Annotated in this window: 12 protein-coding genes; 7 read left to right on the forward strand and 5 right to left on the reverse strand. The window is 68.3% G+C overall.

Going from position 1 to position 14,976, the window contains the following annotated elements; all coding sequences use genetic code 11:
* Positions 1-25 precede the first annotated feature (25 nt).
* On the forward strand, positions 26-811 hold the full coding sequence (locus tag AC3AOF_RS11185; RefSeq protein WP_488348558.1) for an SDR family NAD(P)-dependent oxidoreductase: 786 nt from the start codon (positions 26-28) through the stop codon (positions 809-811).
* A 250-nt stretch (positions 812-1,061) separates the two neighbouring features.
* Positions 1,062-3,077, forward strand: a complete 2,016-nt coding sequence (locus tag AC3AOF_RS11190) for a methyl-accepting chemotaxis protein (protein ID WP_488348559.1) — start codon at positions 1,062-1,064, stop codon at positions 3,075-3,077.
* 254 nt (positions 3,078-3,331) lie between these two features.
* Here AC3AOF_RS11190 and AC3AOF_RS11195 read toward each other — a convergent pair whose 3' ends face one another.
* From AC3AOF_RS11195 to AC3AOF_RS11205, 3 genes are all read right to left on the reverse strand, one after another.
* Positions 3,332-4,657 carry a hypothetical protein gene (locus AC3AOF_RS11195; protein ID WP_488348560.1) on the reverse strand — a complete coding sequence of 442 codons (1,326 nt, stop codon included), beginning with the start codon at positions 4,655-4,657 and terminating at the stop codon, positions 3,332-3,334.
* Positions 4,658-5,117: 460 nt separating this feature from the next.
* A complete protein-coding gene (locus AC3AOF_RS11200) occupies positions 5,118-5,816 on the reverse strand; it encodes an SDR family NAD(P)-dependent oxidoreductase (protein WP_488348561.1) in 699 nt (232 codons plus the stop codon).
* Positions 5,813-6,349: a PaaI family thioesterase gene (locus tag AC3AOF_RS11205; RefSeq protein ID WP_236992387.1), complete on the reverse strand. Its 537-nt coding sequence runs from the start codon at positions 6,347-6,349 to the stop codon at positions 5,813-5,815. The genes AC3AOF_RS11200 and AC3AOF_RS11205 overlap by 4 nt, the downstream gene beginning before the upstream one ends.
* Before the next feature lie 85 nt (positions 6,350-6,434).
* Between AC3AOF_RS11205 and AC3AOF_RS11210 the strand changes: the two genes are divergently transcribed.
* Positions 6,435-7,001, forward strand: coding sequence for a TetR/AcrR family transcriptional regulator (locus AC3AOF_RS11210; protein ID WP_488348562.1), 567 nt, complete (start codon positions 6,435-6,437; stop codon positions 6,999-7,001).
* Positions 7,002-7,070: 69 nt separating this feature from the next.
* On the forward strand, positions 7,071-8,837 hold the full coding sequence (locus AC3AOF_RS11215; RefSeq protein ID WP_488348563.1) for a L,D-transpeptidase family protein: 1,767 nt from the start codon (positions 7,071-7,073) through the stop codon (positions 8,835-8,837).
* 364 nt (positions 8,838-9,201) lie between these two features.
* Here AC3AOF_RS11215 and AC3AOF_RS11220 read toward each other — a convergent pair whose 3' ends face one another.
* On the reverse strand, positions 9,202-10,248 hold the full coding sequence (locus AC3AOF_RS11220) for a YeiH family protein (RefSeq protein WP_236992390.1): 1,047 nt from the start codon (positions 10,246-10,248) through the stop codon (positions 9,202-9,204).
* A gap of 75 nt (positions 10,249-10,323) precedes the next feature.
* A complete protein-coding gene (locus AC3AOF_RS11225) occupies positions 10,324-10,644 on the reverse strand; it encodes a PetM family of cytochrome b6f complex subunit 7 (protein ID WP_236992391.1) in 321 nt (106 codons plus the stop codon).
* Positions 10,645-10,810: 166 nt separating this feature from the next.
* Between AC3AOF_RS11225 and AC3AOF_RS11230 the strand changes: the two genes are divergently transcribed.
* The 3 genes from AC3AOF_RS11230 (at position 10,811) to AC3AOF_RS11240 (ending at position 14,820) form a co-directional block, all read left to right on the forward strand.
* Complete coding sequence (locus tag AC3AOF_RS11230; RefSeq protein WP_488348564.1) at positions 10,811-11,506, forward strand: HAD family hydrolase; 696 nt, start codon at positions 10,811-10,813, stop codon at positions 11,504-11,506.
* A gap of 151 nt (positions 11,507-11,657) precedes the next feature.
* Positions 11,658-12,236 carry an FMN reductase gene (gene msuE, locus AC3AOF_RS11235; RefSeq protein WP_236992393.1) on the forward strand — a complete coding sequence of 193 codons (579 nt, stop codon included), beginning with the start codon at positions 11,658-11,660 and terminating at the stop codon, positions 12,234-12,236.
* Between the two features lie 964 nt (positions 12,237-13,200).
* A complete protein-coding gene (locus AC3AOF_RS11240) occupies positions 13,201-14,820 on the forward strand; it encodes a methyl-accepting chemotaxis protein (protein ID WP_488348565.1) in 1,620 nt (539 codons plus the stop codon).
* Positions 14,821-14,976: the final 156 nt, after the last annotated feature.

The following is a 14,976-nucleotide window of genomic DNA, read 5'->3' on the forward strand; positions in this document are numbered from 1 at the left end:
CGGAGCACGACCCAGGAGCTTTGCCATGAGTGACCAGACGCCCGCCGCCCTGATCACCGGTGCCTCGTCCGGCATCGGAGCGACCTATGCCGACCGTCTCGCCCGGCGCGGCCATCCCCTGGTGCTGGTGGCGCGCGACGCCGCCCGGCTCGAGGCCCTCGCGACGCGGCTGCGGTCGGAGACCGGCGTCGCGGTCGACGTGCTGCCCGCCGACCTCACCGATCCGTCGGGCCTCGCCGCGGTCGAGGCGCGCCTGCGCGACGATGCGCGACTCGGGCTCCTCGTCAACAATGCCGGCGCGGCGGCCCCGGCAGGCTTCGCCGACCCCGACCTCACGCCGCAATACCGCCTCGTCGACCTCAACGTGGTGGCGCTGACGCGGCTCGCCGGCGCCGCCGCGCAGGGGTTCCTCGCTCGGGGCAGCGGGGCGATCGTCAATATCGGCTCGGTGGTGGCGCTTGCGCCCGAGTGGCTGCCCGGCGTCTACGGGGCCACCAAGGCCTACGTGCTGACCCTGTCGCAGGCCCTCCGGTCGGAGCTGGGGCCGCGCGGCCTCTACGTCCAGGCCGTGCTGCCGGCCGCGACCCGCACGGAGATCTGGGAGCGCTCGGGACGGGCGGTGGAGAGCCTGCCGGGCGTGATGGCGGTCGGCGAACTGGTCGATGCCGCGCTCAAAGGTTTCGACCGGCGCGAGGCGGTGACGATCCCGTCCCTGCCGGACGAGGGCCAGTGGGAGGCCTTCGAGGCCGCACGCCGGGCGATGGTGCCGAATTTTTCGCAAGAGCACGCCGCCGCGCGCTACCGCGACTGACGATGAGACGGCGCCGCGATTCGCCCGGGGTAAGACGAGTCCTGGGTTTGCGGATCGCGCGCCGTCCGGCAATGGAGCAAAACGGAATTTCGCCTTGCAACGGCTTCCCATGGGGAACGCCCGATGCAATCGACCGACGGTCGTTCCGCCGGTCGTGACCGGGGATGGCCCGGGCTTCACGCGCCCTTAACGTCGGATCGACAGGCTCGAATCGGTCGCCCCCGGCCTGCCGAGCCCTTTGCCCCCCGCCATGACCTCGCGACGCCTGCCCGCTCTGCGCTCCATCGGAGGCAAGCTCACCGCCGCCCTGCTCGCCTGCTCGCTGACGGCGACCGCGCTCCTCGGATGGACCGCCTACCGGCAGCAGCACGAGGCCGCCGACGCCGCCATCGCCGCGGCCCTGAACCAGCGCTATCGGGCGGTGGCGGATGCGATGGCCGACCAGGGCCAGCGGGCGCTGGCGGTCTCGACGGGCCTCGCCCACGACCCGGCGATCGGCGAGGCGATGCAGGCCGGCGACCGCCCGGCGATCCTCGCGCGCTACGCGGCGCTCGGAGCGCCGCTCGCCGACGGCCTGAACCTGCGGCTCGTCAGCTTCTTCCGTCCCGACGGCCTCGCGCTCGCGCGGCTGCACGCGCCGAACGCCCACGGCGATTCGGTGCTCGCCCGCCGCGCCACCGTGCGGGCGGTGTTGCAGAGCGGCAGGCCCGCCACCGGCATCGAGCCCGGGCGGGACACGATCGCGATCTTCGCCACGGTGCCGGTCGTGCGCAACGGCGCCACGGTCGGCATCGTCGATGTCGGCAGCCCGCTCGGCGCCGGCTTCCTTGCCGACCTGAAGCGGCGGCTCGGCGTCGACCTGGCCTTCCACCTCGTCAAGGACGGCACGCGCACGACCCTGGCGGCGACCTTTTCGGACAAGACCCTGCTCGACCCTGCCGGTCATGCGGAGGCCCTGGCCGAGGCGACCGCCCAATCGATCGCCGAGGCGACGGCCAAGGCGATCTCCTGGCGCGAGACCTCCCTCTCGGGGCGCGAGACCGCCGTGACGGCCGGCCCGCTCGTCACCTTCGCCGGCCAGGCGATCGGCACGATCGAGGTGGCGCTCGACATCTCGGACCTGGTCGCCGCGCGGCACCGGGCCGCCCTGACGCTGCTGGGCGTGCTCGCCCTCGCCGCCCTGGCGGCGCTCGCCGTCGCCTGGGCGCTCGCCCGGCATATCGGCCGGCCGCTCGCCGCCCTCGACCGTACCATGCAGGCCCTCGCCGAGGGCCATCTCGACGCGGCCGTGCCGGGGACGGAGCGGAGCGACGAGGTCGGCACCATGGCCCGCTCGGTCCGGCTGTTTCGCGATGGCCTCGCCGAGGCCGAAGCCTTGCGCGCCGCGGAGGAGACGGGCCGGGCGCAGCGCGAACGGCGGGCCGGCGCGGTGGACGACCTGGTGCGGGGCTTCGACCGGGCGGTGGGCGAGGTCGTCGGCATGGTCTCGGCGGCGGCGACCGAGATGCAGGCGACGGCGGCCCAGCTCACCGCCACCGCGGGCGAATCCGCCCGGCGCTCGGCCTCCGTGGCGGAAGCCGCCGGCGATGCCGCCCGCAACGTCCGGATGGTATCGGACGCGGCCGGCACGCTGGGCGCCTCGGTCAGCGAGATCGACCGCCAGGCCGCCGCCTCGGCCGAGCGCTCGAAGGAAGCGGTCGCGGAGGCCGCGCAGGCCGGCACGATCGTGGCGGACCTTGCCGGTGCCGCCAACCGGATCGGCGACGTGCTCGCCCTCATCTCAGGGATCGCCCAGCAGACGAACCTTCTGGCGCTCAACGCGACGATCGAGGCGGCCCGGGCCGGCGAGGCGGGGCGCGGCTTCGCGGTCGTCGCGGCGGAGGTCAAGCAGCTCGCCGGCCAGACCGCCAAGGCGACGGCCGAGATTTCCGAGCAGATCGCGTGGATCCAGGCCTCGACCGGGCGGGCCGTGACGGCGATCGCCGGGATCACCGAGACGATCCACGCGGTGAGCGACACCGCCGAGGTCATCGCCGGCACCGTGCGCGAGCAGGGCAGCGCGACCCGGGCGATCGTCAGCTCCGTCGGCCAAGCCTCGACCCGCACCGGCGACGTCACCGCGACGATCGCGGGCGTGTCGCAGGCCGCCCGGGAGACCGGCCACGCCGCCACCCAGGTGCTCTCCACCTCCTCGGAGCTTGCTGGCCAAGCCGAGCGCCTGCGTGGGCAGGTACAGGGGTTTCTGGAGGCGGTGCGGGCGGCGTGAGGGTTGTCCGTCCAGGGTCAGCGCCGGTGGCTTGGGTTATGCGATGGGCTGCTGTGGATAGAAATCGGCGGTCGACGCTTGCATGTACGGAAAACCTCCCAAGCTAGATTTCCGTACATGGCGTCAATCCGACAGGGTTTGTCGCGCACAGTCCACGGCGGAGATCGGCCAGCTGTCCGGCAGCCGACGCCCTGCCGTGAAATACATGTTTGCCGGCAGGGCGTGGCATCATACGACTTCGCTAGTTGGAACCATTAACATCCACAAGGGGCGATATTAGCAGCAGTCAAATCCTGTTCGGCTAAGAGGATAAGTGATTGGTAAAAATATCCTTCATTCGTATCTGTGGTATTCAGCTGGGGCATAGGATGTTCACCATCAAGATAGTCATAAGTAGTCGTTGCTTGTATTAGATTGTCAGAAGACATCGCCTGCTGCATAATGGAATTATTTACTCCTGCTTGGTTATTATAATAATCTGAAAGACTGGAAACTGTATTAAATGTCACAGATGTAGAATTTTTTCCGACCAACGGAATATCAAACATGAGCGTGCAGGTATACTTGACATTCCCCTGATCATCAACAAGTTGTATCTGCATAGCGTAACCGATACCATTAGTTTGGCTATTACTATTAAAACTTATATCGCCATACATAGCTTGATTTACTGGCAAAGCTCCCGGAACGGGAGAACCAGAGCATACTGGAATAAACGGTGTATAGCTTTTTATGCTGCTATCGCTGTTGAATTCTACCGGCCCACTAACGAGCTTCCCCTCATCAAAATATAGAGACCATATCGCCTTGTAGCGCGTCACGTTCCAAAGTCGTACGCGCTGAGCCGAAGAATGAAAAATAAACGATAGAACAATGAATACAGCGGCAATACCGAGGCCGATCCCGATAAAACTCCACGAAAGCGAAATTTCTATTTCAACCGTTCCCTCCGTTCCCTCAGTGATAGCGGTGCTGGCGTCAGAGTCTGCCTCGCTGATGCTATCATCGAGATCTGCCGGGTCTGTAAAATCTCCCAATCCGATGTTTGCAATTTGCGCAGCATATTGGCTTGCGACGTTATCAATACACCCTTTGATAATACTTTTCAGGATTGAAAAACCGACAGCACCAATGGAGGTCATTCCCAGCCACCAGAGTACCTGTGACGTAGGAGAATTGTTGTATCCGATACTCATTGTTAGGGCGCCGATACCATTGAAGGTTACGCCGTTGATTGTTTGCGTGGTATCGTTGGGATTGAGATTGCCGTTGCTATCAACCGTCAAATTGGCTTGCATAGATATATAATATGAATTACCGGCGCTATCGCTTGATTTGATATAGTAAATCGGCAGTCCGTTTTCGTCCTCGACTGTCTCCCAAGCGTTTGCACCACCTTGTATAAGCTGCTGAAACAGCTTGCTAGTTTGATTTGCATTGTTAAAATAGTTTACAGTCGCTGCACCGCCTTTTGCAGCTGCGAATACGCTATTAAGGGTTCTATCTGTTGCAAAATCTCCCGAAAGTGGATTTGTCATTCTCGCTGCGCCAAGCCCAATCTTGAGCGATTGATCAGACATTATTATCCCCTACGTTAGATATTGTGAAAATTATTTCACAAGGCTCTATAACTAGAAAGCAAACTCCGTACAAGCCATATATAATATAAAAATATTTTGCTTTTCTGAGGCAATTTTTTTAATATGTTGATTTTGTTATAACAATAATATACGGTTGAAAATAGCATGGTATTGGGATTATCAATTCTGTTCAAAATATAGGCAAGTCATATCCTCGAGGAAGTCAGCGGAACTACGTCAAGTGGGAAGCAATTATTGGGAGAATTTCTATAGATGTTCACTATCCGCTCAAAGTCAAAATCAGACTCGGTATGTGCCCTTCAGGGGCTAGCTGGCATCCTCAGCGGGCATCTTAGATATCGGAAAACACCTGTTTTCCGACGCTTGGTTGGGCATCCGAAATTGCCGAGAGGGGCCGAGTATGGCTCATCCAGCGTGGCCGCGCCACTTGGCCTTCCCCTCAAAACCGCTCCACCCAAGGCCGCAACTCGACCTCGAACGACCACGCATCCCGCGGCTGGCGCAGCAGGTCGAGATAGGCGCGGGCCACGCCCTCGGGCGTGAGGGTGCTGTCGGGCTTGTCCGCCGGGTCGGGGCGTCGGGCGCTGCGCACCGCGCCGTCGACGACGATGTGGGCGACGTGGATGCCCTTGGGCCCGAGTTCGCGCGCCGCACTCTGGGCGAGGCCGCGCAGGGCGAACTTGCCCATCGCGAAGGCGGCCGAGAGCGGAAACCCCTTCACCCCCGCGGTGGCGCCGGTGAACAGGAGCGCGCCGTGGCCCCGCCTCTCCATGCGCCGCGCCGCTGCCTGAGCGACCAGGAAGGCGCCGAAGGCGGTGACGTCCAAAGCCCGCCGCACGGCCTCCGGATCGAGGGCAGCGAGCGGGCCGGGCGCCCGGGCGCTGGCGTTGTAGATCACCACGTCGGGCTCACCGATCCGGGCGTCGGCCTCCGCGAACAGCCGCTCGACCGCCCGGGGGTCGGCGGCATCGGCCGCGAAGGTCTCGGCTCCGGTCTCGGCGGCGAGGTCCGCGAGTTTGTCCACGTCGCGGGCGGCGAGGCCGACCCGCAGCCCCTCGGCGGTGAGAAGCCGGGCGAGCGCGGCGCTAATGCCGGCGCCGGCGCCGACGATGAGGGCGGTGCGATAGGGCAGGCTCACGGGCGCTCCTCCCGGGCGGGGGGCAGGTCGAAGACCAGGCAGGTGGTGCTGGCGGTGGCGCAGAGCCGGCCGGCCTCGTCGGTCAGGCTCGCCTCGGCCACGGCCTGGCGGCGCCCGGCATGGACCACCCGGCCGACCGCCGTGACGCGGCCGGAGCCCTCCGTCACCGCCCGCAGGTAGTTCACCTTGATCTCCAGCGTGGTGTAGCCGCGCCCGGCCGGCAGGGTGGAGTGGACGGCGCAGCCCATCACGCTGTCGAGCAGCGTCGCCAGCGCGCCGCCATGGACGCTGCCGATCGGGTTGTAGAGGTATTCGCCCGCCGGCATCCGCATCGTCACCCGGCCCGGCTCGGCCTCGTCGAGCGTGATGCCCATGAGGGCCACGATCGGCGGCGGCGGCACCTCGCCGGCGATCAGCGCCCGCAGGAAATCGAGCCCGGCCAGGCCCTGTCCGGCCCGGGCGGTCGCCCGCGGATCGGACCAGGTCACGCGGCGCTCCCGCAAAGGCGCGTCCGGCAATGCGCTGGATGCCATGCTCCCTCCTTCTTACATGACGTCAATCATGATACGACATTGATGATCGTCGTCCTCAATGATGTCAACGGGAGCGGATCGTCGGATGCGGGTGACGCGCGAGCAGGTCCAGGAGAACCGGCGCCGGATCCTCGAGGCGGCCGGCCGCCTCTTTCGAGAGAGGGGATTTTCGGCCGTGACGGTGGCCGAGGTGATGGAGGCCGCCGGCCTGACCCATGGCGGCTTCTACGGCCACTTCGCCTCGAAGGAGGATCTGGCCGCCCAGGCCCTGGCCCAGGCGCTGGCGCCCGCGCCGCGGGAGGCCGGGACGGCACCGGGAGAAAAGGCGCAGGACTTGGCCGGCTTCGTTGCCACCTACCTGTCGGCCTCCCACCGCGACCGGCCGGGCTCGGGCTGCGCGCTCGCGGCCCTGGGCAGCGAGGCGGCGCGCCAGCCGGCTCCCGTGCGGCGCGCCTTCACGGAGGGGCTGGAGGCGCGGCTCGCCCGGATGCAGGAGGCGATGCAAGGGGCCTTTCCGGAGGGCGACCGGGCGGCGGCGCTCGCGGCGATCTCCCACCTCGTCGGCGCCCTGGTGCTCGCCCGGGCGGTGGACGATCCCGCCCTGTCCGACGAGATCCTGGCGGCGGCGCGCGGCGCTCTCACGGAACCTTGAGGCAGGCCGGCAGGATTTTGGTAACCCTCGCGTGACCATCCTGGGGGGCGTCCTTGCCCGAGGCCGGTGATGGTGTTGCGTGTTGCGTTTCCGTACCTGCCCTCGGCGGCGATCATGGCCTGGATGCTCGGCACCGGGCTGGCCGCGGCCATCGAGCCCCCGGGCCCGCTGCCGCCCGCTTCGGTGCCGGGCCAGAGCCCTCCGGCTCAGGCCGCCCAGATTCAGCCGCCGGCCCCGCCGGCCGAGCCCGCCCGGCGCGAGGTGACGGGTGCGCCCGAGCCCCTGACGGGCGGCGCGACACCGCTGCCGGTCGGCCCGATCAAGCCCGCCGCGGCCCCGAAGACGAGCGAGACCAGGCCGGCCGAGCCGAGTACGGCCGACGGCAAGCCGGCGCCGAAAAAGGTCTCGCGCGAGTTGCCGCCGCTGGTGGTGGCGCGGATGTCGCAGGACACGACCCCGACCCTGACCCCGGCGACCTTCCTCGACACCCTGCGGGCGGCCGAGCGCTACCAGGCGCTGGTCGAGGCCGGCGGCTGGCCGTCCTTGCCGCCAGACCTCGCGGTGAAGCCCGGCGAGCGCAACCCGGCGATCCCGACTTTGCGCCGCCACCTCGTGCTGACCGAGGACCTGGCCCCCGGCGGCCCGGAGACCGACCAGCTCGATCCCGGCCTCGTCGCAGGGCTCAAGCGCTTCCAGGCCCGGCACAACCTGCCCGAGACGGGGCTTCTGGGCCGCCAGACCGTGGCCGCCCTCAACGTGCCCGCAGGCGTGCGCCAGCGCCAACTCTCGGCCTCGGCCAACCGGCTGATCGGGTCGAGCTTCCCGTTCGGCGACCGCTACGTGGTGGTCAACATCCCGTCGGCCGCGGTCGAGGCGGTGGACCACGGCAGCGTGGCGCGCCGCTACGTCGCGGTGGTGGGCAAGCCGGACCGCGCCTCGCCGATGGTCGAGACCAGGATCACCAACATCAACTTCAACCCGACCTGGACCGTGCCGGTGTCCCTCATCAAGAAGGACATCATCCCGCACATGCGCAAGGACCCGGGCTACCTCGCCAAGATGCATATCCGCATGCTCGACGGGCAGGGCCAGGAGGTGCAGCCGACCGCCGTCGACTGGTCGACCGAGCGGGCGGTGAACTACACCCTGCGCCAGGATCCGGGCTTCGACAACTCGCTCGGCCAGGTGCGGATCGACATGCCGAACCGGCAGGCGGTCTACATGCACGACACGCCGTCGAAGGGGCTGTTCTCCCGCGACGTGCGCTTCCACTCCTCGGGCTGCGTGCGCGTCGCCGACGTGAAGGCGCTGGTGGGCTGGCTGCTCGACGGCACGCCGGGCCCGAACGGCCCCGGCTCGGCCTGGGGGCCGATGGAGATCGAGACCGGCATCGCCACCGGCGAGCGCCGCGACATCAAGCTGGCCAAGCCCATTCCGGTGACCTTCGTCTACCTCACCGGCTACGCCACCCCGGACGGCCGGGTGCATTTTCGCGACGACGTCTACGGGCTCGATTCGGGCAGGGATACGGGCAAGCCGGGGGATGTCGCCGTGACCGGGGCCATCGCGAAGCCGGGGGCGGCCAAGGCCGCTGCGGGGCAGGCGGATGCGGGGCAGCCCAGGTCCGCGGCCGCCAAGCCGGCCGCCGCCAAGCCGGCCGCCACCACGTCGACGGCCCCGAAGCCGACCGTCGCCAAACCCGTCGCCACCAAGGCTCCGCCGGCTGAGAAGGGCCCGGCCAGCGAGAAGCCGGCCATCCGACCCGCCGCCAAGGCTCCGCCGGCCGAGAAACCCGCGCCGGCCGCCGAAGGCCGGAAAGGCGCCCCGCCGACCTGACCCGGCGCGGACGCAACGCCGGCTGCTCCTGCATGTCTGCCTGCCCGGCCGGCTCGTCACCGACAGCAGCCGGCCGGTCGCCGACCAATCGGCCTATGCGGTGATCGTGGCCCGGCAGATCAAACTCGACGAGGGGCCGAACCTCCACCTCATACCAACGGTCGTTGGAAACGACCTTTGGTTCCGCTCTCGGATTTTTGCCAAGCCTCTGGCTTGAAATTGAAAATTCGAGATGGATCAATGGCCCGATGCGTCAGCATCTTGGGCCATTGGTATCATTGCCAGTCATGGCGCGACCTCGGTGCCGGTCCCGGACGGGTTGGGCCCGAAATCCGGCGTGGCGGCGCTCCAGCGCTGAGCGCCGTCAGGAAATCCCCAGGCCCCGCACCAGCGCGATGCTGACGAGGAGCAGCACCGCCAGGGAGGCGGTGACCGCGAGCGTCACCCGGCCGCCGACCCGGGCCACCACCCGCACGTCGACGCCCAGCCCGAGCGCCGCCATGGCGATGACCGTCAGAATGCCGGCGATGCGGGTCAGGGGCGCCAGCGCCGCATCGGGCACGAGGCCGAGCGACCGAGCGGTGGCGAGAGCGAGGAAGCCGAGGATGAACCACGGCACCAGCTTGAAGAAGCCGAGCTTCTTCCTCGCCCCGGCCGCGGCGCCGGGCTCGTCGCGCAGGCGCGGGGCGAGCAGCGACAGGCCGAGCACGACGGGACCGAGCATCAGCACCCGCACGAGCTTGACCAGCGTACCGACCTGGGTGCTGACGAGACTCACCGGTACGGTGGCGGCGAGAACCTGGGGCACCGCATAGACCGTGAGGCCGGCGAGCACGCCGTACTCGGTCGGGTTGGTGCCGAGGAGCGGGATGAGGAGCGGCAGGCCCAGCACCACCAGCACGCCGAGGATCGCCGTGAAGGCGATCGAGGAGGCGACGTCGTCGCCGCTCGCCCCGATCACCGGGGCCACCGCCGCGATGGCCGAGTTGCCGCAGATCGCGTTGCCGCAGGCGATCAGGATCGACATCCGGGCCGGCAGCCCGAGCAGGCGGCCGATGCTGTAGCTGGCGACGAGCGCGATCACCACGGTCGCGACGATGCCGGCGAGCAGCGCCGGGCCCGAGGCGACGAGCGCCGCGAGGCTGATCGAGGCGCCGAGCAGCATCACGGCGACCTCCAGCAGCTGCTTGGCGCTGAAGGCGATGCCGATGCGCCACCGCGGCCCCGGCTCCCAGACCGAGCGGATCGCGATGCCGGCGAGGATCGCGATCACCAGCGCCTCGACATAGGGGTGGTGGACGAGGTGCTCCTCCGCCGCCTGGACGAGGCTCGCCGCCGCCGTGACGGCGACGCAGAGGGTGAGGCCGGGCAGGACCGCGATGGCGGTCCGCCCCAACGTGTCAGGCCGCATCGCCGGGCATGCTCGTGGGTAGGAGAGGTCGCGGGCTCCCGCCGCGGGGGCGCCCGGGTTTCGTCGCCGGAGGTCTCACGGGCGGAATCGCGTGCCGATGCCGGTCCGCGGCTTCTGGCCGAGCCAGAGCAGGACCAGGCCGAGGACGAGCGCGATCGGGGCCGCCGGCGAGAGGGTGAAGGGCAGGCCGAGGAGCTTCCACAGGGTCGGCTGCCCGCCCTCGGCCATCGCCTGGAGGCTCGCGGCCCGGTCCTTCATCAGCGCCACGGCGACGTCGCTGACCGAGGTGACGAGCACCGCGTTGTTGGCGATCGAGCGCGCGCCGTCATAGACGATCCCGACGAAGCCGGCGGCGAGGAGCAGCAGGCCGAGGCAGCGGCACAGGAAGCGGATCATCCAGGGCTCCGGACCGCGCCCTCGACGGGACGCGCGCGACCTTGAGTAGAGAGAGCCCCTGATCCGCGCAAGCTTGAGCGCGGCATCGTGGCAGGTTGATCCCGGGCGGGTTGATCCCGGCCCGCCCCGCATGCCACGGCGCTGGCGACCGAAGAAGGGGAACGGCATGAACGGCAGGACGGGCGCACGGCCCGAGCTGGTGATCTTCGACTGCGACGGGGTGCTGGTGGACAGCGAGCCGATCAGCCTCGCGCGCCTGACCGAAGCCCTGCAGCGCATCGGCGTGCCGATCGACCTCGCCACGGTGGCCCGCCGCTTCACCGGCACCAGCATGACCTCGATCATGGCGCATGTCGCCACCGATTACGGCGTGCCGACGCCCGAGGGCTTCGTCGACGCGGTGCGGGCCGACACCCTGCGGGCCTTCGACGCCGAGTTGCAGGCCATCGCCGGGGCGGCCGCGGTGCTGGCGGCGATGCCCGACCGCCGGTGCGTCGCATCGAGCAGCGACCCGCAGCGCCTGCGCCACGCGCTCTCGCTCACCGGCCTCCTGGAGCATTTCGACGGTCACGTGTTCAGCGCCACCATGGTGGCCCGGGGCAAGCCCTTCCCGGACCTCTTCCTCTACGCCGCCGAGCGGATGGGGGTGGCGCCCGAGGCCTGCGTGGTGATCGAGGACAGCGTGCCGGGCGTCACCGCGGCGCGCGCCGCCGGCATGCCGGTTCTGGGCTTCTGCGGCGGCGGCCACTGGGCGCATGACCGGGCCGGGGCGGACCTTTTGGCCGCAGGGGCGCTGCGGGTCTTCGACGAATTCGCCACCCTGCCCCATCTTCTGGAGACCTGGGACGCTGCGTCCCGTTAGGGGACGGGGAGCCCTGGCACCGGTTTCGCATTGACCTGCCGCGCGCCGGCCCCGATCGGGACGGACGCGACCGGCCGGGGACCTGCTCCGAGACCGTTCCAGGATTCCCGTCCAGGATTCCCGTCGCCCCGAAATTCAACCGGAGCCCGCCGTGAGACCAGCCCGCATCGTCGCCTTCTCGGGCAACGTCCGCCGCCCGTCCCGGACCCGCGTGCTGGTGGAAGCGGTCGCCGCCGAGCTCGCCCGCCGCCGCCCGATCGACCTGAAGGTCTACGACCTCGCCGAGATCGGCACCGGGCTCGGCGCCACCACCCGGCAGGCCCTGCCCCTGCCGATCGGCCACATGATCGAGGCGATGGAGGGCGCCGACGGGCTCATCGTCGGCTCGCCGGTGCATAACGGCTCCTATTCGGGCCTGTTCAAGCACGTGATCGACTTCCTCGACCCCGCTTCGCTCGCCGGCAAGCCGGTGGCGCTGACCGCGACCGGCGGCGGCCCGCGCCACGCCCTGATGGTCGAGCACCAGTTGCGCCCGCTCTTCGGCTTCTTCACCGCCCACGTGGCGCCGACCGCGGTCTATGCCGGCGAGGCGGAGATCGCGGACGGGGCGGTCAGCGATCCGCGGGTGGCCGAGCGGGTCGCGGCGGCGGCGGGCGAACTCGCCCATCTCCTCGACGTGGCGGAGGCGGCCCGGCGGGCTGCGGGCGGGCGGGCGGTGGCGGGGCTATAGGCTTCACACGCGTGAGCGAAGCCGGCTCCTGCATCGCGAAGCAATCGATTGGACTTCGTATAAGTTGTTCACCGGCTTCGCCGTCCCTGGCGGATGAAGCCAGGGCACTCGCGAGCTGATCCTTGCCATGATACGGCGTCCGGAAGATTCCTTCCGGACGCCGTCTCACCAGCCCGCGCGGCGCCTGAGCGAAGCCGGTTTCCGCATCGCGAAGCGATCAAGCGGAAACCGTATGACACGCTCCATCTTCCCCTCTCCCCGCCCGCGCCATTTCATTTCCCCGGACAGCCATGCGCCCGCGGGGAGAGGGGATCCCGCGCTCGAAAATCTGCATGTAGAATCAAGCGCTTGGAGTCGACCTCCATTCAGCGACGACCGGCTCAGGCTTCGCCTCCGTGCCGGTCGACCCCGGATCGTCGTTCGTAGTCCCGGCGCGCTCGACCGCTCCGCCGGGACATCTTTGCGAGATCCAACCCGACAGGCAATCCTTGCTCATCCGTGATGATTGTCGGGTTTCTTGCCCTTGATTTTCTTGAATGAAACTTGGTTGACGCAGTCGCGCCAGGTGTCGCGCGTGCGAAAAATATCGATATTTCATCGACAACCATGGCACCCCGCCACATTGGCTCACGAACAAAGCTAATTACTGCGCAAAATCTATCGACATAATTCGATTTGTAAGAATTTGAAATTTTCTCCAAATCCAAAAAACCCAAAGCCGTGGATGGCAGCGCTCTCGCTTGTCGTTGCTTGTTGATTTTATCGGCGCGCGAATGCGCGTCAGCCCGCTTTTCCACCTGTTTATAGCGGTACGAGGCGGATTTTCAGCGGTTTTATTCCTAAAATAAAGATTCATTAAGGCCTGTGCAACCAAGGTTCGCCGTCAAACATCAGGACAGGGAACATGCGCCTCCACGTCTCGATCAGGGCCCGTCTCGTCGCATAGCTACTTGTTCTGCTCTCCTTGACGCTCGGCCTCGGCGGCTTCTGCTACGACCGCTTGAGCGAGTTGCGCGTCGCGGTCGGCGACCTCGGCGACACGGCGCTCCCCTCGTCCAGGATCATCGGCCGGCTCGCCACCAACTTCGAGGCCCTGCGCAGCCGCCAGCTCGCCTACCTGCTCTCCAGCCCGCAGCGCCGGCCGCAATCGCTGGGCCGCCTGCGCGAGACCATGGCGAGCATCGAGACCGACCTCAAGGAATACGCCCCCCTCGTCAGCCCCGGCGAGGAGGTGCTCTGGGAGGCGATCCGGAAGACCGTCCCGGCCTATTCCAGGATGGGCGAGGAATACCTGCGCCGCCTGGAGGCAGGCGACGAGAAAGCCGGCTCCGACTACCTCCTCGACGGCATGCTGCCGGCCCTCAACGCCGCCCGCGCCGCCATCAGGGCCGACGTTCAGTTCAACGACGGCTTCGGCCGCAAGGCCGCCGAGACGGCCAACGCGCTGGGTGACGGCGCCCGCACCGCCATCGTCGTCGTGCTCGCGGTCGTCGTCGCCGCCACCCTGGCGATTTCCTGGATGGCGATCGCCACCGTGTCCCGTCCCGTCCGGCACATGGCCGGCGTGATGCGCCGGATCGCGGTGGGCGACCTCGGCGCACCGGTGCCCGGCACCGGCGAGCGCAGCGAGATCGGCGAGATGGCTGCCGCCCTCGCGGTGTTCAAGGACAACCTCGCCCGCACCCGCCAGATCGAGGAAGACGCGGCGCTCGCCCGGGCCTCGGCCGAGGAGCAGCGCAAACGCGCGATCCGCGAGATGGCCGCCGGCTTCGAGGCTGCGGTCGGCGACGTCATCGGCATGGTCGCCGCCGCCGCGACCGAGCTGCAGGCGACGGCCGCCTCGATGAGCGGCACCGCGGCGGAGACCGCCGCGCAATCGACGGCCGTGGCGGCGGCGGCCGAACAAGCCGCCTCGAACGTCGGCACCGTGGCGGTCGCCGCCGAGGAACTCGGCGCCTCGGTCCAGGAGATCGGCCGCCAGGTCGGCGGCTCGACCGACCTGGCGCGGCGGGCGGTCGTGGAGGCCGACCAGACCGGCGCCCTGGTGCAGGAACTCAGCGCCGCGGTCGCGCGGATCGGCGACGTGGTCGGCCTGATCTCGTCGATCGCCAGTCAGACCAATCTTCTCGCCCTGAACGCCACCATCGAGGCGGCGCGCGCGGGAGCGGCCGGCAGGGGCTTTGCCGTCGTGGCGGCCGAGGTGAAGGCACTGGCCGGCCAGACCGCCAAGGCGACGAGCGAGATCTCCGGCCAGATCGAGCAGATCCAGGCCTCGACCGGGCATGCGGTCGCCTCGATCCAGGGCATCACGGCGCGCATCCGCGAGATCGACGCGGTAGCCGCCTCGATCGCCGCGGCGGTGGAGCAGCAGGGCGCGGCAACGCAGGAGATCGCCCGCAACGTGAGCCAGGCGGCGATCGGCGCGGACGAGGTCACCGGCAATATCGCGGGCGTCGCGGGCGCGGCCGAGGAGACCGGGGCGGCGGCCGCCCAGGTGCTGGCGGCGTCCTCGGAGCTGTCGCGACACTCCGAGCACCTGACGTCCGAGGTGGGCCGATTCCTCGCCACCGTGCGTGCGGCTTAGTGTCTCTCACAAAACTCCCGATCGCCGTCGTCGCTCGCTGTGGCAGCATCGGTGCCACGGGAGTTTTGTGAGGTGCACTTAGAGCGTCGCCCGATCGCGCTGCAACCGGGCGACGCTCTAAATCTCTGGTTTCACGGAACTTTCTAGGACGAACCG

This window comes from Methylobacterium sp. 142-1Y (assembly GCF_057747795.1).

Coding starts and splice junctions, on each gene's coding strand:
- AC3AOF_RS11185 (WP_488348558.1), top strand. CDS start 26: ATGAGTGACCAGACGCCCGCCGCCCTGATCACCGGTGCCTCGTCCGGC.
- AC3AOF_RS11190 (WP_488348559.1), top strand. CDS start 1,062: ATGACCTCGCGACGCCTGCCCGCTCTGCGCTCCATCGGAGGCAAGCTC.
- AC3AOF_RS11195 (WP_488348560.1), bottom strand. CDS start 4,657: ATGTCTGATCAATCGCTCAAGATTGGGCTTGGCGCAGCGAGAATGACA.
- AC3AOF_RS11205 (WP_236992387.1), bottom strand. CDS start 6,349: ATGGCATCCAGCGCATTGCCGGACGCGCCTTTGCGGGAGCGCCGCGTG.
- AC3AOF_RS11210 (WP_488348562.1), top strand. CDS start 6,435: ATGCGGGTGACGCGCGAGCAGGTCCAGGAGAACCGGCGCCGGATCCTC.
- AC3AOF_RS11215 (WP_488348563.1), top strand. CDS start 7,071: ATGGTGTTGCGTGTTGCGTTTCCGTACCTGCCCTCGGCGGCGATCATG.
- AC3AOF_RS11220 (WP_236992390.1), bottom strand. CDS start 10,248: ATGCGGCCTGACACGTTGGGGCGGACCGCCATCGCGGTCCTGCCCGGC.
- AC3AOF_RS11225 (WP_236992391.1), bottom strand. CDS start 10,644: ATGATCCGCTTCCTGTGCCGCTGCCTCGGCCTGCTGCTCCTCGCCGCC.
- AC3AOF_RS11230 (WP_488348564.1), top strand. CDS start 10,811: ATGAACGGCAGGACGGGCGCACGGCCCGAGCTGGTGATCTTCGACTGC.